Origin of the sequence: Streptomyces tibetensis, assembly GCF_040647715.1 — a bacterium.
GTDB classification, from domain to species: Bacteria; Actinomycetota; Actinomycetes; order Streptomycetales; family Streptomycetaceae; genus Streptomyces; species Streptomyces tibetensis_A.
This window is the reverse complement of sequence record NZ_JBEZCR010000002.1, coordinates 62,114-84,025: the sequence shown is the minus strand read 5'-3', so window position 1 is coordinate 84,025 and position 21,912 is coordinate 62,114. Positions and strand designations below refer to the sequence as shown.

Here is a 21,912-nt window from a genome sequence, read left to right as displayed (position 1 = left end):
GCTGCATACGTACGTGCCTCGCACGCCGAGGCGCTCAACCGGCTCAATCCCCCCTGAGGGGTCTTTAAGGGGTTACTGACGGCAGGAACGGGATCGTACGGCGCGGACGTGGCGGGTTTGTGCGGGTTCGGGGATGGTCCGGAGCCAGGCCTGTGCAATCTCGGGGATTACGTGAGGGGCTTTCAGGTTCTGTGGGCCGATGCCCTCAGGCGCGCTCCAGGACGGCCGTCACCCCCTGCCCGCCCGCCGCGCAGACGGAGATCAGCCCACGGGCGGGGGCGTCCCGTTCGGCCAGGAGCTTGGCCAGGGTGGCGACGATCCGGGCGCCGGTGGCCGCGAAGGGGTGGCCGGTGGCGAGGGAGGAGCCGGCGACGTTCAGCCGGGCGCGGTCGACCGTGCCGAGGCCCCGCTTCTCCCAGGCGGCGAGCGTCGCCAGCACCTGGGAGGCGAACGCCTCGTGGATCTCGACGAGGTCGAAGTCGTCCAGGCCCAGCCCGGTCCGCTCCAGCATGCGCGGGACCGCGTACGCGGGCGCCATGAGCAGTCCGTCCTCGCCGCCGGCCACGTCACCGCCGACGAAGTCGACGGCGGCCGTCTCGTACGCGGTGAGGTACGCCAGCGGCTCCAGCCCGCGTTCGCGGGCCCACTCCTCGCTCGCGAGCAGGACGGTCGCGGCGCCGTCCGTCAGCGGGGTGGAGTTCCCGGCGGTCATGGTCGGGTCGGGGTGGCCGAGCCCGAACACGGGCTTCAGAGAGGCCAGTTTCTCCACCGTCGAGCCGGGGCGCAGGTTCTGGTCGCGGGCCAGGCCGCGGAAGGGGACCACGAGGTCCTGGAAGAAGCCGCGTTCGTAGGCCGCCGCCAGCCGCTGGTGACTGGTGGCCGCGAGTTCGTCCTGCGCCTCGCGGGGGATGCCCCAGGCGCGGGCGGTGACGGCCGCGTGTTCGCCCATGGACAGGCCGGTGCGCGGCTCGGCGTTGCGCGGGATGTCGGGGACGAGGTGGCCCGGGCGCAGTTTCGCCAGGGCCTTCAGGCGGGCGCCGGGCGACTTGGCGCGGCGTGCCTCCAGCAGGATGCGGCGCAGGGAGTCGTTGACGCCGAGGGGCGCGTCGCTGGCGGTGTCGGCGCCGCCCGCGACGGCGGACTCGGTCTGGCCGAGGGCGATCTTGTTGGCGGCGGCGATGACGGCCTGGAGTCCGGTGCCGCAGGCCTGCTGGACGTCGTAGGCGGGGGTGCTCGGGTGGAGTCGTGAGCCGAGGACGGTTTCGCGGGCGAGGTTGAAGTCGCGGGCGTGCTTGAGCACGGCCCCGGCGACGAACTCGCCGACCGCGCCCGGTTCCTGGAGCCCGTACCGCTCGACGAGGCCGTCGAGGGCGGCGGTGAGCATCTGCTGGTTGGATGCGGTGGCGTAGGGACCGTCGGAACGGGCGAAGGGGATGCGGACTCCGCCGACGACCGCCACACGCCGCACCGACGGCGACAACTGCTGGGAACTCATCTCGACCAGCTCACTTTCGACCGGCTCGTCTCGACCGGCTCCTCGTCCGTGACGTAGCCTTACCCCCGGTAACCTTACTCCAGAGTAAGCAGGAGTGGGTCTTCAGCGAACCGTCTTCAGATCTGGGAGTCGTCCATGGCCGACCGCTATCTGCGCTTCACCGGTACCGCGCCCGGCCGCTTCCTCACCCAACGGCTGGGGCTGCCGCAGCCCGCGGTGCTGACCCGCTGGTCCGCCGAGCGGCCCGTCCTGGACGGCGGGCTGCTGCACCTCACCGCGGGCCGGTCCGCCCTCGACCTCGCACCCGTCCTGGCCCGTACGGGACTCGCCCCGGCCGGCTCCGGCAGCACGGCCGCCGTCGTCCTGGACGCGACCGGGGTGCGGGACGTCGAGGCCCTGGCGGAGGTGCACGCCGCCCTGCACCCCGTCCTGCGGTCGGTCGCCTCGAGCGGACGCGTGGTCGTGCTCGGCGCGCCGCTCGACCCCGCCGATCACCACCAGGCCGCGGCCCAGCAGGCCCTGGAGGGCTTCACGCGCTCCCTCGGCAAGGAGATCGGCCGGGGCAGGACGGTGAACCTGGTCCGCCTCACCGACGCCGCCGCCGCGGAGTCCACCCTGCGCTTCCTGCTGTCACCCAAGTCGGCCTATGTGAGCGGGCAGGTGATCGAGGTCGGATCCGCCCAGGAGCCGACCACCGCCGGTCAGGAGCCGACCACCGCCGCCCCGGACCGCCCCCTGGCCGGCCGCACCGCCCTGGTGACCGGTGCCGCCCGGGGCATCGGCGAGGCGGTCGCCGAGACCCTGGCGAGGGACGGTGCCCGGGTCGTGGTGCTCGATGTGCCGCAGGCCGAGCAGGACGCCCTGCGGGTCGCCGAGCGGCTGGGCGGCACCGCGCTGGCGCTCGACATGACGGCCGCCGACGCGGGTGCCCGGATCGCCGAGGCCCTTCCCGACGGCCTTGACGTGCTGATCCACAACGCGGGCATCACCCGTGACCGGCGCCTGGTGAACATGCCCGCCGAACGCTGGATCTCCGTGCTGGAGGTGAACCTGGCGAGCGTGCTGCGCACCACCGACGCCCTGCTGAAGGACGGCACGCTGAGGCGCGGCGGCCGGATCGTGGCCACCGCCTCGATCGCGGGGATCGCGGGGAACGCCGGCCAGACCAACTACGGCGCGAGCAAGGCGGGTGTCGTCGGCCTGGTCCGCTCCCTCGCGCCGCGCGCGCTCGACGAGCACGGCGTGACGGTCAACGCGGTCGCGCCCGGCTTCATCGAGACCAGGATGACGGCGGCCGTCCCGCTGTTCATCCGCGAGGCGGGCCGCCGGATGAACTCCCTCGCGCAGGGCGGTCTCCCGGCCGACGTCGCCGAGACCACCGCCTGGCTGGCCCACCCCGCCTCGGGCGCGGTCAACGGCCAGGTCGTCCGCGTCTGCGGCCAGAGCCTGCTGGGGGCGTGATGGCCGACTCCGCCGCTCTCACCCTCACCCGGCCCCCTGCCCTCGCCCCGCTCCTGGCCCGCGGTGCGCTGCTGTCCCCCCTCAAACGCCCCGGCCCCGACGCGGAGTTCCCCCGCACCGGGCTGGTCCTGCCCGGCGTGCGCGTCGACCTCGCGCGGCTCGCGTCGTACGAGCGGGTCTGCGGGTTCCCCGTCGGGGAGGACGCACTGCCGGTGACCTATCCGCACGTGCTCGGATTCCCGCTGGCCATGCGGCTGATGAGCGGCCGGGACTTCCCGCTGCCGCTGCTCGGCCTGGTCCACACGTCGATCACCGTCACCCGGCACGAGCGGATGCCGCCCTGCGGCGAGTACGAAATCTGCGTGCACGTCCAGGGGTTGGCTCCGCACCGGCGCGGCACGGAGGCCACGGTCGTCACCGAGGTACGCCGCGGTGGTGCCGTCGTATGGGAGTCCGCCAGCACGTACCTGGCCCGGCACCGCACCCACCGGCTGTCCGCCACCCCACGGGAGCCGGAGGCGCGGGGGCCGCTGCCCGCGGTCGACGAGTGGCGGCTCGCCGGGGACGTCGGGCGCCGCTACGGGGCCGCCTCCGGGGACCGCAACCCGATCCATCTGCACCCGCTCACGGCCCGGCTGTTCGGCTTTCCCCGGGCCATCGCGCACGGCATGTGGACGGTGGCCCGCTGCCTCGCCGCACAGGACGTCCCCCACGGGTGCCATCTGCGCGCGGAGTTCCGGGCCCCGGTCCTGCTGCCCGGGACGGTGACGTACGCGGCGCGGGACGGCCGGTTCGAGCTGCGCGGCCCACAGGACCGCATCCATGTGACGGGGGACGTCTACGCGACGTGAGGGCCTTGCGGTTCCTCCGGGGGCGCCCAGGGCCGCCCCGCCATCAGGTCGCCGAGCCCCGCCCAGGCGAAGTTCATCAGCGTGGCCGCGGCCTGGCGGGCCGTGACGCCCGGGGTGACGTTGGCCCAGGCGGCGAGCGACTCGGCGGCGCCGACCAACGCCTCGGCCAGCCCGGCGACCTCGCGCTCGGGCAGGTCGGGGTCGCGGTGGGCCTCCCTCGCAGCGGCAAGAATCAGCTGCGTCACGAACGCGACGATCTCCTCGCGCATCGCGGTGACCTCGGCGGCGAACGGTTCGCCGTGCGTACGGGCCTGGAGGTGCAGGACCGACCACGCGTCCGGGTTCTCGCCGGTGTGCGCGAAGAAGGCGCCGAGCCCTTCCCAGAGCTGCCGGTCGGCGGGCAGGTCGCGGCGGACCCCGGCCCGTACCGCCTCGACGAGGGCCTTCGCCTCGCGTCGGATGCAGGCGGTGAAGAGGTCTTCCTTCGAGTTGAGGTACAGGTACACCAACGGCTTGGACACGCCCGCGAGTTCGGCGATCTCGTCCATCGACGCGGCCATGTAGCCCCGTTGGCCGAAGATCCGCACGGCGGCGTCCAGCATCTGCTGTTCACGGACCGCGCGCGGCATCCGCTTGGTCTTCACGGCACCCATAGCGCTTAGCGTACGGGCCCCCTGGACGGCCCTCGCCCGGGAAACCGGGGAAGGACCGCTCAGGGGGCCCGTGACGCGTGCGGCAGGTCCGGCCGTCAGGCGGTCGCGCCGGCCGGCTCGGTCCGGTCGCGCGGCTCGTCACGCGGCTCGTCGAGCGGCTCGTCCAGGGAGGAGCCGTCGGCCGTGGCGTAGGCCGTGCGGTCGAGCAGGTTCTCGCGGGCCGAGACCAGGACCGGGATCAGCGCCTGACCGGCCACGTTGGTCGCGGTGCGGATCATGTCCAGGATCGGGTCGATCGCGAGGAGCAGACCCACGCCCTCCATCGGCAGGCCCAGGGTGGAGAGCGTGAGGGTCAGCATGACCGTCGCGCCGGTGAGACCGGCGGTGGCGGCGGAGCCGACCACCGACACGAACGCGATCAGCAGGTAGTCGCCGACGCCCAGCTGGATGTCGAAGATCTGGGCGACGAAGATCGCGGCGATGGCCGGGTAGATCGCGGCGCAGCCGTCCATCTTGGTCGTGGCGCCGAACGGCACGGCGAAGGAGGCGTACTCCTTCGGCACGCCGAGCCGCTCGGTGACCTTCTGGGTCAGCGGCATGGTGCCGACGGAGGAGCGGGAGACGAAGGCCAGCTGGATCGCGGGCCAGGCACCCTTGAAGAACTGGACCGGGTTGGCCTTGGCGACGGTCGCGAGCAGCGTCGGGTAGACGCCGAACAGCACGATGAAGCAGCCGACGTAGATGTCGGCGGTGAACGTCGCGTACTTGCCGATCAGATCCCAGCCGTAGGTGGCGATGGCGTGGCCGATGAGGCCGACGGTGCCGATCGGGGCGAGCCGGATGACCCACCACAGCGCCTTCTGCAGCAGGCTGAGGACCGACTCGCTCAGGGTGAGGATCGGCTGGGCCTTCTCACCGAGCTGGAGCGCGGCGATACCGGCGACGGCGGCCATGAAGACGATCTGCAGCACGTTCAGCTCGGTGAACGGCGTGATGACGTCGGTCGGGATGATGCCCGTCAGGAAGTCGATCCAGGAGCCGGTGTCCTCGGGCTTCCCGCCGTCCTTGGGCGTGAGGCCGGTGCCGGCGCCGGGGTTGGTCAGCAGGCCGATGACCAGGCCGATGCTGACCGCGATCAGCGAGGTGATCATGAACCAGAGGAGGGTGCGCGAGGCCAGGCGGGCCGCGTTGTTGACCTTCCTCAGGTTGGTGATCGAGACCAGGATCGCGAAGAAGACGAGCGGGGCGACCGCGAGCTTCAGCAGCCCGATGAACGTGTCGCCGACCTTTTCCAGTGTCGTGGTCAGCCAGGACACGTCCTGGTTGCGGGCGAGCCAGCCGAGCAGCACACCCAGGACGAGACCGGCGATGATCTGGGCCCAGAAGGGCACCTTGAAGGACTTCGTGTGTGAGGACACGGACTGACTCCGTTGGGGGGACGCGTAGGAAAGCTGACGTGGGAGGGACGGTGGGGGGTTGCGTTACGTCAGGAACGACAGAAAGCGGACGCGCACCGACAGAGATCCACGTGCAGCCGCGCCACGAGCGGAGTGCTCAGGGGCGAATGGGGCGCGACTGCTGACTTCATACCACGACCTTAACACCTGAACTTTGGGGACCCCAAAGCCTTTCTTTGACAGGTGACGACGCACACACACCCATACAACGCAATGCGCCCCGTTTCCGAGCATGTACGGAAACGGGGCGCTGCGAGCGTGCGAGACGGGAACCTACGAGGTCTGCCCCTGGGTGCGGGCCGTGTCGTCGGCCGCGTCCTCCTGGCTGCGGTTGGCGTCCAGGTTGGCCTTCATCCGGTCGACGCGCTGCGCGACCTGGACCGACGCCCGGTCCCGCTCCTTGCGCAGCACGACGAAGCTGATCGGCGCGGAGATCAGCAGGGCGAGCAGGACGACCCACAGCCCGTTGCTGTTGCCCAGCCCGCGCGGGGCGATGCCGGTGTAGACGGCGCCCCAGACGACCACGAGGCAGCCCACGAAGACTCCGAGGCGCATCAGTGTGTAGCGGAGCATCTCAATCCACTCTTCCGTTTCGAACGGCCGGAACGCACCCAAAGGGGCACCGTCCAGTGAAGCACGCCGAGCGGACGGTCCTGCAGGGGGGTCTTCGACGGTCAGGCGAGGGGCAGCAGCATGATGACGTCGTCCCGGTCCTCCCCCGGCCCCACCCGGATCGCCCCGGGGATCCGCCCGACCTCCTTGTAGCCGCAGGCCTCGTAGAACCGCTCGAGACCGAGACCGCCCCGGCAGGTCAGCCGGATCGCCTCGATACCGTCCATCCCCCGGGCCGCGTCGGCGGCAGCCGCCAGCAGGTCCCGCCCGTAGCCCTTGCCCTGGTGACGCGGATGCACCATCACCGTGTACAGCCACAGCCAGTGGGTCATGAGGTGGTGCGTATTGAAGGTCAGGAACGCGGTCGCCGCGACCCGCCCCTCCTCGTCGTGTCCGACGAGCAGTTTGACCCGCCCTTCCGCCATCGACGCGAAGTGCTGCACGAGCGCGGGACGGATCTCCTCCCGCGTCACCGGCGGCACGTATCCGACGGCGCCACCGGCGTTGGAGACATCGGTCCACAGATCGAGCAGGCCGTCACGCAACTCGGGGGTGACGGCGGGACCGAGCGCGAAGGTAAGGGGCATGCCCGCATTGTAGCTATTACGACAGCGCGTTCATCACGACAGCGCGTCGGCCGCCACCTCCAGGTCCGACACCAGCCCCCGGTACGCCGCCTCCCGGTCGTCGGACCGCAGCACCGACGACGGATGCACGGTCGGCACCAGCCGCTCCGGCCGCCCGTGGATCTCCTCCTCCAGCACCGTCCCCCGCACCTGCGTGACCCGGAAGGAGGACCCGAGCAGCGCCTTCCCGGCGGTCGCCCCCAGGACGACGATCAGCTCCGGCTCCACGACCGCGAGCTCCGCGGCGAGCCAGGGCCCGCACGCGGTCATCTCCCGCAGGTTCGGCGCCTTGTGGATCCGCCGCTTCCGGGGCTCGGCCTGCGTGAATTTGAAGTGCTTCACGGCGTTGGTGACATAGGCCTCGGAAGGATCGATCCCGGCTTCCTCGAGGGCCCGGTCGAGCACCTTCCCGGCCGGTCCGACGAACGGCTTCCCCTGCCGGTCCTCCTGATCCCCGGGCTGCTCGCCCACGAGCATGACCCGGGCATCCGCGGCCCCGGCCCCGAACACGGTCTGGGTGGCGTCCCGGTGCAGAGGACACCCCCGACAGCCGGCGGCGGCCTCCCGCAGAGCGGAAAGCCCACCCCGACCAGGAACAAAGGGTTCAGCGGTATAGGCATCCTCAGGTGCCGAGCTCCTGACCATGCCCCCCGAGTACCCGGCTCAGGGGCGCGAAGAACTGCGCGAAGAAGCCCCACGCACCCGCAGCCGCGCTCACACCCGCATGGCCTGCGGCGTCTCGCGAAGCGACGGGTCGGGCCCGTCGTACTCCCGAATGATCTCGTACCGCGTATTCCGCTCCACCGGCCGGAACCCGGCATCACGAATGAGGTCGAGCAAGTCCTCACGCGTCAGCTTGTTCGGCGTCCCATAGTTGTCCGCGTCATGAGTGATCTTGTACTCGACGACGGACCCGTCCATGTCGTCCGCACCGTGCTGCAACGCGAGCTGCGCCGTCTGCACTCCGTGCATGACCCAGAACACCTTCACGTGCGGCACGTTGTCGAACAGCAGCCGCGACACCGCGAAGGTCTTCAGCGCCTCGGCGCCGGTCGCCATCTGCGTCCGCGCCTGAAGACGGTTGCGCACCTTGCCGTCCTGCATGTCGACGAAGTCGTGCTGGTACCGCAGCGGGATGAAGACCTGGAACCCACCGGTCTCGTCCTGCAGCTCACGCAGCCGCAGCACGTGGTCCACCCGGTGGCGCGGCTCCTCGATGTGCCCGTACAGCATCGTGCACGGGGTCTTCAGACCCTTCTCGTGCGCGAGCCGGTGGATGCGCGACCAGTCCTCCCAGTGGGTGCGGTGGTCCACGATGTGCTGCCGGACCTCCCAGTCGAAGATCTCCGCGCCGCCACCGGTGAGGGACTCCAGCCCGGCGTCGATGAGCTCGTCGAGGATCTCCGACGCGCTCATCCCCGAGATGGTCTCGAAGTGGTGGATCTCCGTGGCCGTGAACGCCTTCAGCGAGACGTCCGGCAGCGCGGCCTTCAGCTCCCGCAGCGACCGCGGGTAGTACCGCCACGGCAGGTTCGGGTGCAGCCCGTTGACGATGTGCAGCTCGGTGAGGTTCTCGCCCTCCATCGCCTTCGCGAGCTTGACGGCCTCCTCGATGCGCATCGTGTACGCGTCCTTCTCCCCCGGCTTGCGCTGGAAGGAGCAGTACGCGCAGGAGGCCGTGCACACGTTCGTCATGTTGAGGTGACGGTTGACGTTGAAGTGCACGACGTCGCCGTTCTTGCGGGTGCGCACCTCGTGCGCGAGGCCGCCGAGCCAGGCCAGGTCGTCCGACTCGTACAGCGCGATGCCGTCCTCACGGGTCAGGCGCTCACCCGCCCTGACCTTCTCCTCCAGCTCGCGCTTGAGCCCGAGATCCATGCCCACACCTTTCTACGACGACGTCCCAACCGTACGCCCCCACCCTTCGGGCGGGAGGTGCCCCCATACGGCCCTTCGGGCCTACGCGCCTACTCCTCTTCGGGCAACTCCCCGACCCGGTTCTCCCACTTCGTGGAGAGCACGATGGTCGTACGTGTCCGGGAGACGCCCTCGATGCCGCTGAGCCGTCGGATCATCTTCTCCAGACCGTCGACGTCCGCCGCCCGCACCTTGAGCATGTACGAGTCGTCGCCCGCGATGAACCAGCAGTCCTCGATCTCCGAGAGGTCCTTCAGCCGCTGCGCCACGTCCTCGTGGTCGGTGGCGTCGGACAGTGAGATTCCGATCAGGGCGGTGACGCCGAGGCCGAGCGAGGCGGCGTCGACGGTGGCCCGGTAGCCCGTGATGACCCCGGCCGCCTCCAGCCGGTTGATGCGGTCGGTGACACTGGGTCCCGACAGTCCGACGAGGCGTCCCAGCTCCGCGTAGGAGGCCCGGCCGTTCTCCCTCAGGGCCTGGATGAGCTGCCTGTCCACCGCGTCCATTGCGATCGAAGCCTTCCGCTGAAGTTGTCGTTGAGTCCGATGAGGTTCGGGTGCTGCTCAGTCGTCGCGGTGCGCACCGCCGCCGAGTTCACCTTGCCAACGGCGGTAGAGGCGGTGCGGCACGCCCGCCGCGTCGAGTACGCGTCCGGCGACGAAGTCCACCAGGTCCTGGATGTGCGTCGCGCCCGCGTAGAAGGCGGGTGAGGCGGGCACGACCGTCGCGCCCGCGTCGTCGAGGGTGACCAGGTGGCGCAGGGTCTGACCGTTCAGCGGGGTCTCCCGTACGGCCACGATCAGCTTGCGGCCCTCCTTGAGGGTCACGCTCGCCGCCCGTTGCAGCAGGTCCTTCGACAGCCCGAGCGCGACGCCTGCCACGCTCGCCGTCGAGGCGGGCACGATGAGCATGCCCTGGGTGGGGTACGACCCCGAGGAGGGCCCGGCGGCCAGGTCGCCGGCGCTCCAGTGCCGTACGGCGTCGATGTCGACGGAGAAGGTGCCCGGCTTGCCGTCGGCGCCCCGGGACAGCCATTCCCGCAGGTCGGCCTGCCAGTGGGCGTCCCGGAAGGAGATCCCGGTCTCGTCCAGCAGCGTGAGCCGGGAGGCCCGGGACACCACGAGGTCGACACTCTCGCCGGCCTCCAGCAGCGCGCGCAGCACGGCAGCCGCGTACGGCGTGCCGGAGGCCCCCGAGACCCCCACGATCCAAGGCGTGCGCTGCTTTTCCCCTGCGTTCACATCTTGAGCCTACCGGCGTGACGGTCCGTGTTCAGGACCGGCCGGGTCGTTCCCGGCATGGGGCCGTCGGCCCCGGCAGCTGCCCTCTACACCGTCAGGCCCCGCGCCAGGAGGTCCAGCAGCGCGCACACGAACAGGGCGATGCCGATGAAGCCGTTGACGCTGAAGAAGGCGCGGTTCACTCGGGAGAGGTCGTGGGGGCGGACGATCGAGTGTTCGTAGAGGAACGCTCCCGCGACGATCAGCAGGCCCAGCCAGAAGAAAGCGCCGGCGCCGGTGGCGAGGGCGTACCAGACGAAGAGGGCCGTGGTGAGGGTGTGGCAGACCCGGGCGCCCCAGATCGCGGCCGGGATGCCGAAGCGGGCCGGGACGGACAGGACGCCGATCTCGCGGTCGGTCTCCACGTCCTGGCAGGCGTAGATCAGGTCGAAGCCGCCGATCCAGATGCCCACGGCGAGGCCGAGGAGCACCGCGTCCCAGGACCACTCTCCCGAGATCGCCAGCCAGCCGCCGACCGGGCCCATCGCCTGGGCGAGGCCGAGGATGGCCTGCGGGAAGTTCGTGAACCGCTTGCCGTACGGATAGACCACCATCGGGATCACCGCGATGGGGGCCAGTGCCAGGCACAGGGGGTTCAGCAGGGCGGCGGCGCCCAGGAAGACGGCCAGGGCGATCAGCGCACCCGTCCAGGCGTGCTTCACCGACATCGCGCCGGTCACCAGCTCGCGCTGCGCCGTGCGCGGGTTCCGCGCGTCGATCTCCCGGTCGATGATCCGGTTGACCGCCATCGCGAAGGTCCGCAGCCCCACCATGCAGACGGTGACGAGCAGCAGCCGCCCCCAGTGGATGTTCTTGTCCCACTGGAACATCGCCGTGAGCGCGGCGATGTAGGCGAAGGGCAGCGCGAAGACCGAGTGCTCGATCATCACCAGCCGCAGGAACGCCTTGGTGCGTCCCGGCTGGGGAATGGCGGCAGAGGCGCTGGTCACAGCCCGTACTCCTTCCAGCGGCGGTCCACCTTCGCCGCCGTCTCCGGATCCGACTCGACCATGTCGGGCCAGCCGCCGTCGCGGGTGTAGCCCTCCTCGGGCCACTTCTTCGTCGCGTCGATACCGGCCTTCCCACCCCAGAACTGCTGGTAGGAGGCGTGGTCCAGGTGGTCGACCGGGCCCTCGACGATCGACAGGTCGCGGGCGTAGTCGGTGTTGCCCAGCGCCCGCCAGGCGACCTCGTGCAGATCGTGCACGTCGCAGTCGGAGTCGACGACCACGATCAGCTTGGTCAGCGACATCATGTGCGCGCCCCAGATCGCGTGCATGACCTTCTGCGCGTGCTTGGGGTACTTCTTGTCGATCGAGACGATCGCGCAGTTGTGGAAGCCGCCCGCCTCCGGCAGGTGGTAGTCCACGATGTCCGGCACGATGATCTTCAGCAGCGGCAGGAAGAAGCGTTCCGTCGCCCGGCCCAGCGGCCCGTCCTCCGTCGGCGGGCGTCCCACGACGATCGACTGGAGCAGCGGCCGCTTCCGCATCGTCACGCAGTCGATCGTCAGCGCCGGGAAGGGCTCCTGCGGCGTGTAGAAGCCGGTGTGGTCGCCGAACGGCCCCTCGGGCAGCATCTCGCCGGGCTCCAGCCAGCCCTCGATCACGACCTCGGCCTGCGCCGGCACCTGGAGCGGCACGGTCTTGCAGTCGACCATCTCGATCCGCTTGCCGGCGAGGAACCCGGCGAACAGGTACTCGTCGATGTCGCCGGGCAGTGGCGCGGTCGAGGCGTAGGTCACGGCGGGCGGGCAGCCGAAGGCGATGGCGACGGGCAGCCGCTCCCCGCGCCGGGCCGCCACCTGGTAGTGGTTCCGGCTGTCCTTGTGGATCTGCCAGTGCATGCCGATGGTGCGCTTGTCGTGCCTCTGGAGCCGGTACAGCCCGAGGTTGCGGACGCCGCTCTCCGGGTCCTTGGTGTGGGTCAGCCCCAGGTTGAAGAACGACCCGCCGTCCTTCGGCCAGGTGAACAGGGCGGGCAACCGGTCGAGGTCGACGTCGTCCCCGGTCAGGACGACCTCCTGCACGGGCCCGTCCTTCACCTTCTTGGGCGGTACGTGCGTCATCGCGCCGAGCTTGCCGAAGGCCTCGCGGACACCGACGAAGCCGTGCGGCAGCTCGGGCTTCAGCAGCCCGCCGATCCGCTCGGTGATCTCGGCGTACGACTTCAGGCCCAGGGCCTTCAGCAGTCGCCGGTCCGTGCCGAACACGTTCATCGCGAGGGGCATGCTCGACCCGCGCACGTTCTCGAAGAGCAGGGCGGGACCGCCGGACTTCTGCACCCGGTCGACGATCTCCCCGACCTCCAGATACGGGTCGACCTCGGCCTTGATGCGCTTGAGGTCACCCTCGCGCTCCAGCGCCCTGAGCAGGGAGCGAAGATCGTCGTAAGCCATGGGGTCCAGTATCCCCGAGCCGCTACCCTGGCCTGGAACCACCCACCGCTTTCGCTGAGAGGCCGCATGCTCCGGGTACTGATGTTCCTCGTGCCGCTGGCGCTCAGCGTGTACGCGTTCATCGACTGCATCAGCACGAAGGACGACGAGATCCGCCACATGCCCAAGCCGCTGTGGGCGCTCCTGGTGCTGGTCTTCCCGCTCGTCGGGTCGATCTCCTGGCTCATCGCCGGCAAGAAGCGGGTGCCCGCTGCGGAGCGTCCGCGGCGGTGGGTGGCGCCGGACGACAATCCCGACTTCCTGAAGTCGCTCGACGAGGACAAGAACAAGGACGACGACCCGAGGCGCGACGAGTCCTGAGGCCACCGGCTCTCCCGTCCATGTGAAACCACTTGCCCTCGGTAAGCGCATGGTCGCCAATAGTGCCCATGGAGACACAGCAGCCACCGGGGCAGTGGGACGTACCGCCCCCGCCCTCCACTCCGCCGCGCGCCGTGACGGACGTCGAACTTCGTGTCCACAAACGCCTGTTATGGGTCGGCACGGCCGCCTACCCCCTGCGCAACATCGCCCGGGTGTACACCTTCACCCTGCACCCCAAGCGCAAGGAGGCGGTCTTCCGCTTCCTGACCCGCGCCCTGATCACCCTGGCCGTGGGTATCGGTCTGTCGATCATCGGCGGTCTGACGTTCATCGACGGCGAGTCCACGGGCACCGCGGTCCTCACGTTCGTGTGGCTCGGCGCGGGCGCGGCGCTGGTCTACTTCTTCATGCGCATGCTCTCCGTCGTCACGGCCCAGTCGCACTACGTCCTCGCCGTCGAGACGGCCGGCCCCTCCACCGCGATGGTCACCAGCCGGAACCCACAGCACCTCGACCAGCTCGTGGGCTACGTCGCGGGCGCGCTGGAGAACCCCGACACCGAGTTCCAGGTGACGGTGGAGCGCCTGACGATCAACTCACCCACGAACTACCACTTCGGCGACAGCGTGAACATGTACGGCGGCAGCGGCAACACGGGGATCTCGGCATGAGCGGCAACAACTACTACTACGGCGACAACGTCAGCATGCACGGCGGCAGCGGCAACACGGGCATCGTGAAGAACGGCACCACGGGCGACACGGACCCCGCCCTGCGGCTGGCCCTCGCCGAACTGATCCGCGAGGTCCGGCAGTTGCGCGACCAGCTGCCGCAGCCGAGCGCACAGCTCATCGACGAGTCCCTGCCGGTGCTGGCCGCGGACGCGGCGCCGGCGCAGGAGCGGCACCGTGCGCTGCTGGCCGTCGCCGCGATCGCCGCGGCCGTCGGAGCGGTGGGCCAGCCGGTGGCCGAGGCGGCCAACCGGATCCTGCAGATGGTGAGCGGGCAGTAGGTCAGCGCACGGAGTCGATGAACGCCGACCAGGCGGCCCGGCCCACGACCAGGACCGGTCCGTCAGGGGTCTTGCTGTCGCGGACGGGGACGGTTTCGGGGAAGCCGGGGGCTATTTCTATGCAATCCCCGCCGTTTGTACCGCTGTGGCTGCTCTTGATCCAGGTCGCCGCGCTGAGTCGGTGGCTGCTCATCGTGCCCATACCCCTTCATCAAGTCGCTGATCAGAGCGGCTGATTGGCGGGCGGACAGCGCGTCAGCCCTGAGCACATCATAGGTGTGGCGATGCTTGGCGAAGAGGGCCGGATTGTCGTTGAAGTGGCCCTGATCCAGCGACTCGGAGTACACCCATTGGTGGCCGTCCGGCAGCGTGATCAGTGACATGGACGCGTTGGGGCGGTCGATGTCGGGGTCGTCGGCCGGCACTACCTGGATACGGATGTTGGGGCGCTGCCCCGCCTCCAGCAGGTGGCCGAACTGGTCGCGCATGATCGCTGGGCTACCCACCCTTGTGCGTAGGCAGCTCTCGTCAAGTACGACCACAAACAGGGGACCGTCCGGGGCGAGGAAGCGTCGCTGTCGACTCATCCGTGCCCTCACGCGCTCTTCCACCTCGTCCTGGTCGGCGATGTGCCGAGCGAACAGCGCCCACGCATAGTCCTGCGTCTGCAACAAGCCGGGAACGACGTTGGCCTGGTACGCGAGCAGCGAGACTGCCTCTGCGTCCATCCGCACGCGCCGCTCGAACCAATCCGGATGCTCCACCTGCGGATACCAGTCGATGCGGCCCCACAGGCGAAGCAACACCCCACCGGTGCCCAACAGTTCGTCACAGGTCTTGGCGAACGTGTCCTGCGGAACCCTCGTACCGGCCTCCACCCGCGCCACGTGCGAACGGTCGCACGGGATCTGCCTCGCCAGGCCCTCCTGCGTGAGGAGTGCCGCCTCGCGGAAATGCCGCAGCACCTCCCCGAAGACGGCGGCCGTGCTCGCCCCCGACTCAGCTCCGCCGTTCCGTCGGCTCAAGGCTCCCCCCTCCGTGACAGTGCACCGGTGTCACACGCAAAGCATTGATCCGGACCGTTCCCCTGCGCAACGCTCACTACACCCAGAGTGACGGAGGTGCACGGAATGGAACCGGGAACGCTCGTCTACGACCCCCAGACGCGCAAGGTCGGCGAGTACCAGGACAGGACCGGCCCGTATGTGATGCTGCGTCCGGTCGGCGGCGGCCGTGAATGGCAGGCGGACCCGGCGAGGATCCGGGAGGCCACCCTGGACGAGCGGCTCAGTGCGGGCGTACGCGCGCTCAACGACCGTTCCAGGGAGGGGTTGTCGGCCGATCCGACCCGGCCGCCCTCCCCGGTGCCCGGGTGTGCGGCATGTGAGGAGCTGGCGCTGCGGCGGGACAGGGCGCGGGCGGCGTTCGACGGCAGTGCGGTGACGGACGCGAACGTGCTGCTGCGCCAGCACCAACGCGACGAACACGGTGGGGAGTCGGCCGGCCGCAGGATCTTCCGGTACGTGCCGTACACGATCGTGCAGGACGCGTCGGCGCAGCCCGAGTATGAGGCGCGGTGCGTCTCGGGTGAGGAGGAGGACTGCGGGGCGGGTTCGGGTCCCTGCCAGGCTCCTGGCGAGGTGGAGGAGTGGCAGCGCAGGCACACCCAGGAGACGAGGCACCTGCGCTACCGCCGCAGCTTCGCGGACTACGCGGTGCTGGAGCGGCAGGGCTGACAGAGCAACTGTCGGGGCCGCCCGACTCACCCTGTCAGCCACCCGCTCACCCCGTCAGCAACCCGTCCGTCCGGGGCGTCCGTACCTCCGCGATCTCCCCAGGGGCCCCCTCCGCCATGACCCGGCCACCGCCCGTCCCGCCGGTCGGTCCGAGGTCGATCAGCCAGTCCGACGCCTGCATCACCTCCACGTTGTGTTCGATGGTGACGACGGAGTGGCCCGCGTCCACCAGCCGTTGCAGCACCCCGAGGAGCCGGGCCGTGTCCGCCGCGTGCAAGCCCGTCGTCGGCTCGTCGAGGACGTAGAGCGTGCGGCCGCTCGTCCTGCGGCCCAACTCCTTCGCCAGTTTCAGGCGCTGCGCCTCACCGCCGGACAGGGTGGTCGCGGGCTGGCCGAGAGGAAGGTAGCCGAGGCCGACGTCCGCCAGGCGGCGCAGGCGGCCGGCCACGGCGGGTACGGCCCGGAAGACGTCCAGCGCCTCGTCCACCGTCGCCTCCAGCACCTCCGCGATGTCGTGGCCCTCGTACCGGACGGCCAGCACCTCGGGCCGGAAGCGCCGCCCGTGGCAGGCCGGGCAGCGCACCTGGACCGCCGGGAGGAAGTGCATCCGGACGGTCAGCACCCCGGCCCCCTCGCAGCGTTCGCAGCGCCCGCCCGGCACGTTGAAGGAGAAGCGGCCCGCGGGCAGGCGTCCGGCCGCCGCGAAGGTCTCACGGATCGGGGTGAAGACGTCCGAGTACGTCGCCGCGTTGGAGCGGGGCACGCGGCCGACCGGCTCCTGGTCGATGAGGACGGCCTTGGACAGGTGCTCCCAGCCGTCGATGCCGTCGTGCTCGGCGGGCAGCTCACCCGCTCCGTCGAAGTGCCGGCGGGCCGCCCGGCCGAGGACGTCCAGCAGCAGTGTGGACTTGCCCGAGCCGGACGGGCCGGTGACCGTCACCAGCCGCCCCAGCGGGATCCGTACGGTGACGTCCTTGAGGTTGTGGGCCCGGGCTCCCCTGATCAGCAGCGCCGTACCGCCGTCGCCGCGTCCGCGTGACCGGGGGGCGGGGAGCCTGCCCGAGAGGTACGCGCCGGTGACCGAGCCCTCCGTTGCCGCCACCTCCTGCGGGGTGCCCGCGGCGACGATCCGCCCGCCGTCCCGGCCCGCCCCGGGGCCGACGTCCACCACGTGGTCCGCCGCCCGCAGCACCTCCAGGTCGTGCTCGACGACGAGGACGGTGTTGCCCAGGTCGCGCAGGCGGCGCAGGACGCCGATCAGGCGGGCGGTGTCCGAGGGGTGCAGGCCGATGGTCGGCTCGTCCAGGACGTAGAGGACACCGGTCAGGCCGGAGCCGAGCAGGGCGGCCAGCCGCAGCCGCTGTGTCTCGCCGGCGGAGAGGCTGGGTGTGGCCTGGCCCAGGGTGAGGTAGCCGACTCCGACGTCCAGCAGGCGCCGTACCCGCTCCTCCAGGTCGGTGACGACCGGCTCCACGAGCAGCCACTCGTCCCCGCCCGACCGCTCGCGCAGGCCACTCAGCCAGGTGCCGAGGTCGGTCAGCGGAAGCCGGGTGGCCTCGACGATGCCGAGGCCGTGCACGGTCACCGCCCGTGCCCGCGCGCCCAGCCGGGTTCCTTCGCAGTCGGTGCAGGGCTGCTTCACCAGGCCCTGCCGCTCGGCCCGTTCGCGGTACTCGGGGTCGTCGGCGCGCTCGTTGTAGCGGCGCAGCAGGGCCGTCGCGACTCCTTCGAAGCGGCCCGCGGCGACGGTCGCCGGTGGGGCGGTGTCGGGGAAGTGTCGCCGGAACTCGGGGCTTTCCACGCCGTGGAGCAGCAGGTCCCGTTGGATGTCGGTCAGTTCACCGGCCGGTGTGTCCGGGTCGAAGGTGAAGCCGTAGTGGCCGGCGGCGGCCCGCAGCACGGGCAGGCTCCAGTCGGTGAACTTCGCGTTCCAGCCCCGTACCGCGCCTTGCGCGACCGACTTCTCCTCATCGACCAGGCGCCGTACGTCGGGCCGGATCACCTCGCCCAGGCCGGTGCAGGACGGGCAGGCCCCGGCGGGCTTGTTGAAGGAGAAGGAGCCCATGACCAGTTCGGGCACGGGAGTGGAGCAGTGCGGGCAGGGCCGCTGCTCCGCCTCGGCGTCCTCGTCGGCCTCGGCGCCATCGGTGTGGGACGGCGGGATGTCCTCGCCGCAGCCGGGGCAGGGGCGGATGCCGATGCGGGACCACAGCAGGCGCAGGTAGGTGAAGACCTCGGTGACCGTGCCGACGGTGGAGCGGGGGCTGCGGTTGGTGTGGTGCTGGTCGACGCTGATGGACGGGGACAGGCCGGTGATCGAGTCGACGGCGGGCTTGCTGACGTAGCCGGTGACCATGCCCAGCGACTCCAGGTACTGCCGCTGGCCCTCCTGGTGGAGCGTGTCGAAGGCGAGGGTGGACTTGCCGGAGCCGGAGAGGCCGGTCAGGACGACCAGCTTGTTCTTCGGCAGACGGAGGGAGACGTTCCTGAGGTTGTGGAGGCGTGCGCCGGTGACGCGGATGCAGTCGTCCATTCCTTCAAGTCTTCCATTGAAGTGCGGTGTTGAGACTTTTGACGCCTATCGGGCCTGGTTTCTGCCGTAACCTTCAAATCGATGACGAACGACCGCCGCCTCCGCCCCGTCGACCTGGCCCGGCTCGCCGGTGTCTCGACGCAGCAGATCCGCAACTACGAGGACGCCGGTGTGCTCCCCCCGGCCGCACGGACCGCCTCCGGCTACCGCGTCTTCGGCGAGCTGCACCGGGGCGCGCTGCTGGCGTACCGGACGTTGATGCGCGGGTACGGGCCGGTGACGGCGACGGACATCATGCGGGCCGTGCACGAGGGGGACGTGCCGGGCGCGCTCGCGCTGCTCGACGCCGCGCATGCCGCGCTGCACGAGGAGCGGGTGGCACTGCGGGCGGCGAGCGAGGCCCTGGAGCTGCTCGCGGCCGGGCCGCCCGCCCCGCTGCCGCGCTCGGGCGGCCTGCGCATCGGGGAGGTGGCCGCGCTGCTGGGCGTGCGGACGTCGGCGCTGCGAGTGTGGGAGGCGGCCGGGCTGCTCACGCCGGGACGCGAACGCGGGACGGGGTACCGGGTGTACGAGCCGGCCGATGTGCGCGACGCCCGGCTCGTGCACACCCTGCGCCGCAGCCACTATCTGTTCGACCAGATCAGGCCGGTGCTTCAGGGGCTGCGGCGGGAGGGCGGCAGTGCGGCGCTGCGGGCGGCCGTGGCGGCGCGCGGCGAGGCGCTGACGGCGCGCACCAGGGTCATGATCGAGGGCGCGGGCGCCCTGCACACCCACCTCGACCGGCTCACCGCGGCCGAGGCGGGGCAGGGAGGAGCCAGGCCGGGTTACAGAGGGGCAGGGCCGGGTCATGGATGAGGTCATGGACCGGGCACTGGCACGCACATGGCTCACGACCGCCGTCGAGGAGGCCCGCGCCGGGCTCGCCGAGGGCGGCATCCCGATCGGTGCCGCGCTGTACGGCGCCGACGGCACCCTGCTGGGCCGCGGCCACAACCGCCGCGTCCAGGACGGCGATCCGTCCCTGCACGCGGAGACGGCGGCCTTCCGAGCGGCCGGGCGGCAACGCTCCTACCGGGGTACGACGATGGTGACGACCCTGTCGCCGTGCTGGTACTGCTCCGGGCTGGTGCGGCAGTTCGGCATCTCCCGGGTCGTGATCGGGGAGGACGTGACCTTCCACGGTGGCCACGACTGGCTCGCCGAGCACGGTGTGAGGATCGTGCTGCTGGACGACGAGGAGTGCGTCGGCCTGATGCGGGACTTCGTCGCGGGCCACCCGGATCTGTGGAACGAGGACATCGGCGTCAACTGAGCGCACCGCCCCGGGTTCGCATCATCGTTCGGGATGCCATCCGATCCATTGAAATGTGGCGACACCTGGTGTCGCCGGTGGCGGGTTCGCCATTCCTTTGGTCGGGTCTATCCCACCTGCGAACGGAGACGCCCTGTGCGAATGACCGACATCCAGCGCTGCGACGTACGACCAGGGCGACTCGTCGAATGGACGCTCAGCCCGGCCACCGTCGCGACGGCGAAGGCCCTGCCGGAGGACTCCCGGCCACCCGCCTACATCCAGGAGTCACATCTGCGGACGGCGCGGTCCGTGCGCGAGGACGGCCTGTTCGTACCCACCTGGCTCGGCGCGGCGTTCGACATCCCGGGGCGGGTCGACCTCGACGCGCTGGGTGAGGCGCTGCGCGGCTGGACTCTGCGGCACGAGACCCTGCGCAGCGGCTTCCGCTGGGCGGGCGGGCCGGGCGACTCGATCCGGCGCTTCACCCTCGATGAGGCCTCCGTCTCCCTGCACCGCGAGGACGCCGGCGAGTTCACCGATCCCGACATCCTGGCCCAGCACCTCCAGGACCGCTTCGACACCACCGCCGACGCGCTGCGCTGGCCGAACCTCATCTACACGGCCGTCGTCCGGGACGACAGCACCAGCGTGTACATGGCTTTCGACCACAGCAACGTCGACGCGTTCTCCATCTACCGCATCCCGGCGGAGATCCAGGAGCTGTACGCCGCCCACCTCACCGGCCGCGCCCCGGAGCAGTCGCCGGTCTCCAGCTACGTCGACTTCTGCGAGGCCGAGCGGGCCGACGCGGACCGGCTCGACGCGGACCACGAGATCGTCGCCCGCTGGCGGGAGTTCATCCGGCGCTGCGACGGGCGGCTGCCGAGCTTCCCCGTGGACCTCGGGCTGGATCCCGAGGGCGGGCTGCCGACGCAGAAGCTCATGCGCGAGATGCTCGTCGACGCGGACACCGCCGCCGCCTTCGAGGCGTACTGCCGCCCCTACGGCGGTTCGCTGGTCGGGATCCTGGCGGCGACCGCCCTGATCGTCCACGAGATCGGCGGTGAGCCCGTCTACCGGACGGTGGTGCCCTTCCACACCCGGGCGAAGTCCGCGTACTCGGACTCGGTGGGCTGGTACGTCGGCGGCGCGCCGATCGAGGTGCCCGTGGCCGAGGCGCCCGACTTCCCCGCCGCGCTGAAGACCGTACGCGCCGCGCTGCACGCCACCCGGCCGCTGGCCCGCATGCCGCTGGCCCGGGTGCTGCGGCTGCTCGGCGCGGACTTCCGGCCGACGTCCCCCGACATGTACTCGATCGTGTCGTTCGCCGACGCCCGCGGCATCCCCGAGTCCACGACCTGGACCGAGCGCAACGCCTACGGCCTGATCCGGGTGTCGTACGGCGACCAGGTCTGCGCCTGGGTCACGCGGCTCCACGAGGGCCTGTGGGTCGCGGCCCGCTACCCGGACACCGATGTCGCGCACAAGAACCTGCGGCTGTACGCCGAACGCCTGCGGGACGTCGTCACCGGCACGGTCTGCCGTCCGTAGCCGGGACCGACACGACGTCGCCCTGCCCGGACACGCCGAGCAGGGCGCCGCAACGCGACGCGCGGCTACTCGCCGCGGCTGTCGAGGTACTCCTCGACCACATCGGGATTGCGCCTCATCGCCGCCAGCAACTGGCCGCGCCGATAGCGATTGCGGCCCTCCTCGACGCGCTTCTCCCAGCCTTCCCGGCCGTCGGCCAGCCGTTCGGTGATCAGGAACTCGATGACGTCCTCGATGCAGGGCCGGAAGCGTCTTCCCCCTACCGGGATGTGCAGCTTGTCCAGGGAACGCTTGTGATCGTTGTTCCTGTTCAGCGCCTCCAGTGCGGGCGATGTGCCGTACACCTGGACATGCGCGCTGGTGTACTTGTCCTTCTCACGTTCGTAGTCCCAGTGGAGCAGGCACGTCTCCAGGGCCTCATCGGTGAAGATGCCGCAGTAGGACGAATGCACCGTCAGGAAGTCGGCACCGTCGTCCAAGCGGACCTGTAACGAGAGGTTCATCCAGGACCGCGGCTTCTTCTGATCGATGCGGAGCGGGAACGCCGTCGGTTGGGTGGGGTTGGCGGCGGACAGACCATGTCCGAGAGTGAAGACCGGACCGACGGCGGAACGCGGTCGCAGTACGGCGGCGATCCGCACGTGCTGGCACACGGTCCCGTTGAGGGTCTCCT

At 70.7% G+C, this 21,912-nt stretch carries 25 protein-coding genes; 9 read left to right on the top strand and 16 right to left on the bottom strand.

Going from position 1 to position 21,912, the window contains the following annotated elements; all coding sequences use genetic code 11:
* Window positions 1-205 precede the first annotated feature (205 nt).
* Window positions 206-1,495, bottom strand: a complete 1,290-nt coding sequence (locus AB0B29_RS04995) for an acetyl-CoA C-acetyltransferase (RefSeq protein ID WP_362234137.1) — start codon at window positions 1,493-1,495, stop codon at window positions 206-208.
* Between the two features lie 135 nt (window positions 1,496-1,630).
* On the opposite strand from AB0B29_RS04995, the gene AB0B29_RS04990 reads away from it, so the two are divergent.
* Together AB0B29_RS04990 and AB0B29_RS04985 are read left to right on the top strand one after the other, a co-directional pair.
* Window positions 1,631-2,956, top strand: a complete 1,326-nt coding sequence (locus AB0B29_RS04990; protein ID WP_362234134.1) for a 3-oxoacyl-ACP reductase — start codon at window positions 1,631-1,633, stop codon at window positions 2,954-2,956.
* Complete coding sequence (locus tag AB0B29_RS04985; protein WP_362234132.1) at window positions 2,956-3,807, top strand: MaoC family dehydratase; 852 nt, start codon at window positions 2,956-2,958, stop codon at window positions 3,805-3,807. Before AB0B29_RS04990 ends, AB0B29_RS04985 begins: the two co-directional genes overlap by 1 nt.
* Here the strand turns inward: AB0B29_RS04985 and AB0B29_RS04980 are convergent.
* From AB0B29_RS04980 to AB0B29_RS04930, 11 genes are all read right to left on the bottom strand, one after another.
* Window positions 3,795-4,460 carry a TetR/AcrR family transcriptional regulator gene (locus tag AB0B29_RS04980; RefSeq protein ID WP_362234129.1) on the bottom strand — a complete coding sequence of 222 codons (666 nt, stop codon included), beginning with the start codon at window positions 4,458-4,460 and terminating at the stop codon, window positions 3,795-3,797. The two genes, AB0B29_RS04985 and AB0B29_RS04980, sit on opposite strands and share 13 nt — an antisense overlap.
* A 95-nt stretch (window positions 4,461-4,555) precedes the next feature.
* Window positions 4,556-5,878: a dicarboxylate/amino acid:cation symporter gene (locus AB0B29_RS04975; protein ID WP_362234127.1), complete on the bottom strand. Its 1,323-nt coding sequence runs from the start codon at window positions 5,876-5,878 to the stop codon at window positions 4,556-4,558.
* A gap of 68 nt (window positions 5,879-5,946) precedes the next feature.
* The gene (locus AB0B29_RS04970) at window positions 5,947-6,048 is read right to left on the bottom strand and encodes a putative leader peptide (RefSeq protein ID WP_361945274.1); all 102 of its coding nucleotides are present in this window, start codon (window positions 6,046-6,048) and stop codon (window positions 5,947-5,949) included.
* Window positions 6,049-6,190: 142 nt separating this feature from the next.
* Entirely contained in the window at window positions 6,191-6,490 is a 300-nt protein-coding gene (locus tag AB0B29_RS04965; RefSeq protein ID WP_104787322.1) for a DUF4229 domain-containing protein, read from the bottom strand.
* Window positions 6,491-6,591: 101 nt separating this feature from the next.
* Window positions 6,592-7,116 carry a GNAT family N-acetyltransferase gene (locus AB0B29_RS04960; RefSeq protein WP_362234124.1) on the bottom strand — a complete coding sequence of 175 codons (525 nt, stop codon included), beginning with the start codon at window positions 7,114-7,116 and terminating at the stop codon, window positions 6,592-6,594.
* Window positions 7,117-7,149: 33 nt separating this feature from the next.
* A complete protein-coding gene (locus AB0B29_RS04955; RefSeq protein ID WP_362234121.1) occupies window positions 7,150-7,800 on the bottom strand; it encodes a UdgX family uracil-DNA binding protein in 651 nt (216 codons plus the stop codon).
* 69 nt (window positions 7,801-7,869) lie between these two features.
* Complete coding sequence (mqnE, locus tag AB0B29_RS04950) at window positions 7,870-9,033, bottom strand: aminofutalosine synthase MqnE (RefSeq protein WP_362234118.1); 1,164 nt, start codon at window positions 9,031-9,033, stop codon at window positions 7,870-7,872.
* Between the two features lie 89 nt (window positions 9,034-9,122).
* A complete protein-coding gene (locus AB0B29_RS04945; RefSeq protein ID WP_033314055.1) occupies window positions 9,123-9,578 on the bottom strand; it encodes an Lrp/AsnC family transcriptional regulator in 456 nt (151 codons plus the stop codon).
* Between the two features lie 57 nt (window positions 9,579-9,635).
* A complete protein-coding gene (locus tag AB0B29_RS04940) occupies window positions 9,636-10,313 on the bottom strand; it encodes a UbiX family flavin prenyltransferase (protein ID WP_362234115.1) in 678 nt (225 codons plus the stop codon).
* An 86-nt stretch (window positions 10,314-10,399) separates the two neighbouring features.
* Entirely contained in the window at window positions 10,400-11,302 is a 903-nt protein-coding gene (gene mqnP, locus AB0B29_RS04935) for a menaquinone biosynthesis prenyltransferase MqnP (RefSeq protein WP_362234113.1), read from the bottom strand.
* Window positions 11,299-12,750: a menaquinone biosynthesis decarboxylase gene (locus tag AB0B29_RS04930; RefSeq protein ID WP_362234110.1), complete on the bottom strand. Its 1,452-nt coding sequence runs from the start codon at window positions 12,748-12,750 to the stop codon at window positions 11,299-11,301. The genes mqnP and AB0B29_RS04930 overlap by 4 nt, the downstream gene beginning before the upstream one ends.
* A 66-nt stretch (window positions 12,751-12,816) precedes the next feature.
* Here AB0B29_RS04930 and AB0B29_RS04925 point away from each other — a divergent pair, with 66 nt between their 5' ends.
* The 3 genes from AB0B29_RS04925 (at window position 12,817) to AB0B29_RS04915 (ending at window position 14,125) form a co-directional block, all read left to right on the top strand.
* Complete coding sequence (locus tag AB0B29_RS04925; protein ID WP_362234108.1) at window positions 12,817-13,110, top strand: PLD nuclease N-terminal domain-containing protein; 294 nt, start codon at window positions 12,817-12,819, stop codon at window positions 13,108-13,110.
* 68 nt (window positions 13,111-13,178) lie between these two features.
* Window positions 13,179-13,784 carry a DUF6232 family protein gene (locus tag AB0B29_RS04920; protein ID WP_362234106.1) on the top strand — a complete coding sequence of 202 codons (606 nt, stop codon included), beginning with the start codon at window positions 13,179-13,181 and terminating at the stop codon, window positions 13,782-13,784.
* Window positions 13,781-14,125: a hypothetical protein gene (locus AB0B29_RS04915; RefSeq protein WP_362234104.1), complete on the top strand. Its 345-nt coding sequence runs from the start codon at window positions 13,781-13,783 to the stop codon at window positions 14,123-14,125. The genes AB0B29_RS04920 and AB0B29_RS04915 overlap by 4 nt, the downstream gene beginning before the upstream one ends.
* Window position 14,126: 1 nt before the next feature.
* On the opposite strand, the gene AB0B29_RS04910 is transcribed toward AB0B29_RS04915, so the two are convergent.
* Together AB0B29_RS04910 and AB0B29_RS04905 are read right to left on the bottom strand one after the other, a co-directional pair.
* Window positions 14,127-14,240 (bottom strand): DUF397 domain-containing protein, encoded by a 114-nt coding sequence (locus AB0B29_RS04910; protein ID WP_362235624.1) that lies wholly within the window; start codon window positions 14,238-14,240, stop codon window positions 14,127-14,129.
* The gene (locus tag AB0B29_RS04905; protein ID WP_362234101.1) at window positions 14,188-15,150 is read right to left on the bottom strand and encodes a helix-turn-helix domain-containing protein; all 963 of its coding nucleotides are present in this window, start codon (window positions 15,148-15,150) and stop codon (window positions 14,188-14,190) included. Before AB0B29_RS04905 ends, AB0B29_RS04910 begins: the two co-directional genes overlap by 53 nt.
* 105 nt (window positions 15,151-15,255) lie before the next feature.
* On the opposite strand from AB0B29_RS04905, the gene AB0B29_RS04900 reads away from it, so the two are divergent.
* Window positions 15,256-15,861, top strand: a complete 606-nt coding sequence (locus tag AB0B29_RS04900) for a DUF7848 domain-containing protein (RefSeq protein ID WP_362234098.1) — start codon at window positions 15,256-15,258, stop codon at window positions 15,859-15,861.
* Window positions 15,862-15,907: 46 nt separating this feature from the next.
* Here the strand turns inward: AB0B29_RS04900 and uvrA are convergent, their stop codons facing one another.
* Complete coding sequence (gene uvrA, locus AB0B29_RS04895) at window positions 15,908-18,394, bottom strand: excinuclease ABC subunit UvrA (RefSeq protein ID WP_362234095.1); 2,487 nt, start codon at window positions 18,392-18,394, stop codon at window positions 15,908-15,910.
* Between the two features lie 81 nt (window positions 18,395-18,475).
* Here uvrA and AB0B29_RS04890 point away from each other — a divergent pair, with 81 nt between their 5' ends.
* From AB0B29_RS04890 to AB0B29_RS04880, 3 genes are all read left to right on the top strand, one after another.
* Entirely contained in the window at window positions 18,476-19,249 is a 774-nt protein-coding gene (locus tag AB0B29_RS04890; protein ID WP_362234093.1) for a MerR family transcriptional regulator, read from the top strand.
* Between the two features lie 4 nt (window positions 19,250-19,253).
* Window positions 19,254-19,706 carry a nucleoside deaminase gene (locus tag AB0B29_RS04885; RefSeq protein WP_362234090.1) on the top strand — a complete coding sequence of 151 codons (453 nt, stop codon included), beginning with the start codon at window positions 19,254-19,256 and terminating at the stop codon, window positions 19,704-19,706.
* A gap of 135 nt (window positions 19,707-19,841) precedes the next feature.
* Complete coding sequence (locus AB0B29_RS04880; RefSeq protein ID WP_362234088.1) at window positions 19,842-21,239, top strand: condensation domain-containing protein; 1,398 nt, start codon at window positions 19,842-19,844, stop codon at window positions 21,237-21,239.
* 65 nt (window positions 21,240-21,304) lie between these two features.
* Here AB0B29_RS04880 and AB0B29_RS04875 read toward each other — a convergent pair whose 3' ends face one another.
* A complete protein-coding gene (locus AB0B29_RS04875; RefSeq protein ID WP_362234085.1) occupies window positions 21,305-21,880 on the bottom strand; it encodes a hypothetical protein in 576 nt (191 codons plus the stop codon).
* Window positions 21,881-21,912 lie beyond the last annotated feature (32 nt).

Bases quoted from the DNA above. Each gene is read 5' to 3' on its own strand.
- mqnE (WP_362234118.1), bottom strand. From the start codon at position 9,033: ATGGATCTCGGGCTCAAGCGCGAGCTGGAGGAGAAGGTCAGGGCGGGT.
- AB0B29_RS04960 (WP_362234124.1), bottom strand. From the start codon at position 7,116: ATGCCCCTTACCTTCGCGCTCGGTCCCGCCGTCACCCCCGAGTTGCGT.
- AB0B29_RS04990 (WP_362234134.1), top strand. From the start codon at position 1,631: ATGGCCGACCGCTATCTGCGCTTCACCGGTACCGCGCCCGGCCGCTTC.
- AB0B29_RS04890 (WP_362234093.1), top strand. From the start codon at position 18,476: ATGACGAACGACCGCCGCCTCCGCCCCGTCGACCTGGCCCGGCTCGCC.
- AB0B29_RS04945 (WP_033314055.1), bottom strand. From the start codon at position 9,578: ATGGACGCGGTGGACAGGCAGCTCATCCAGGCCCTGAGGGAGAACGGC.
- AB0B29_RS04965 (WP_104787322.1), bottom strand. From the start codon at position 6,490: ATGCTCCGCTACACACTGATGCGCCTCGGAGTCTTCGTGGGCTGCCTC.
- AB0B29_RS04970 (WP_361945274.1), bottom strand. From the start codon at position 6,048: ATGAAGTCAGCAGTCGCGCCCCATTCGCCCCTGAGCACTCCGCTCGTG.
- AB0B29_RS04985 (WP_362234132.1), top strand. From the start codon at position 2,956: ATGGCCGACTCCGCCGCTCTCACCCTCACCCGGCCCCCTGCCCTCGCC.
- AB0B29_RS04930 (WP_362234110.1), bottom strand. From the start codon at position 12,750: ATGGCTTACGACGATCTTCGCTCCCTGCTCAGGGCGCTGGAGCGCGAG.
- AB0B29_RS04900 (WP_362234098.1), top strand. From the start codon at position 15,256: ATGGAACCGGGAACGCTCGTCTACGACCCCCAGACGCGCAAGGTCGGC.
- AB0B29_RS04915 (WP_362234104.1), top strand. From the start codon at position 13,781: ATGAGCGGCAACAACTACTACTACGGCGACAACGTCAGCATGCACGGC.
- AB0B29_RS04885 (WP_362234090.1), top strand. From the start codon at position 19,254: ATGGACCGGGCACTGGCACGCACATGGCTCACGACCGCCGTCGAGGAG.
- uvrA (WP_362234095.1), bottom strand. From the start codon at position 18,394: ATGGACGACTGCATCCGCGTCACCGGCGCACGCCTCCACAACCTCAGG.
- AB0B29_RS04980 (WP_362234129.1), bottom strand. From the start codon at position 4,460: ATGGGTGCCGTGAAGACCAAGCGGATGCCGCGCGCGGTCCGTGAACAG.
- AB0B29_RS04925 (WP_362234108.1), top strand. From the start codon at position 12,817: ATGCTCCGGGTACTGATGTTCCTCGTGCCGCTGGCGCTCAGCGTGTAC.
- AB0B29_RS04955 (WP_362234121.1), bottom strand. From the start codon at position 7,800: ATGGTCAGGAGCTCGGCACCTGAGGATGCCTATACCGCTGAACCCTTT.
- AB0B29_RS04995 (WP_362234137.1), bottom strand. From the start codon at position 1,495: ATGAGTTCCCAGCAGTTGTCGCCGTCGGTGCGGCGTGTGGCGGTCGTC.
- AB0B29_RS04920 (WP_362234106.1), top strand. From the start codon at position 13,179: ATGGAGACACAGCAGCCACCGGGGCAGTGGGACGTACCGCCCCCGCCC.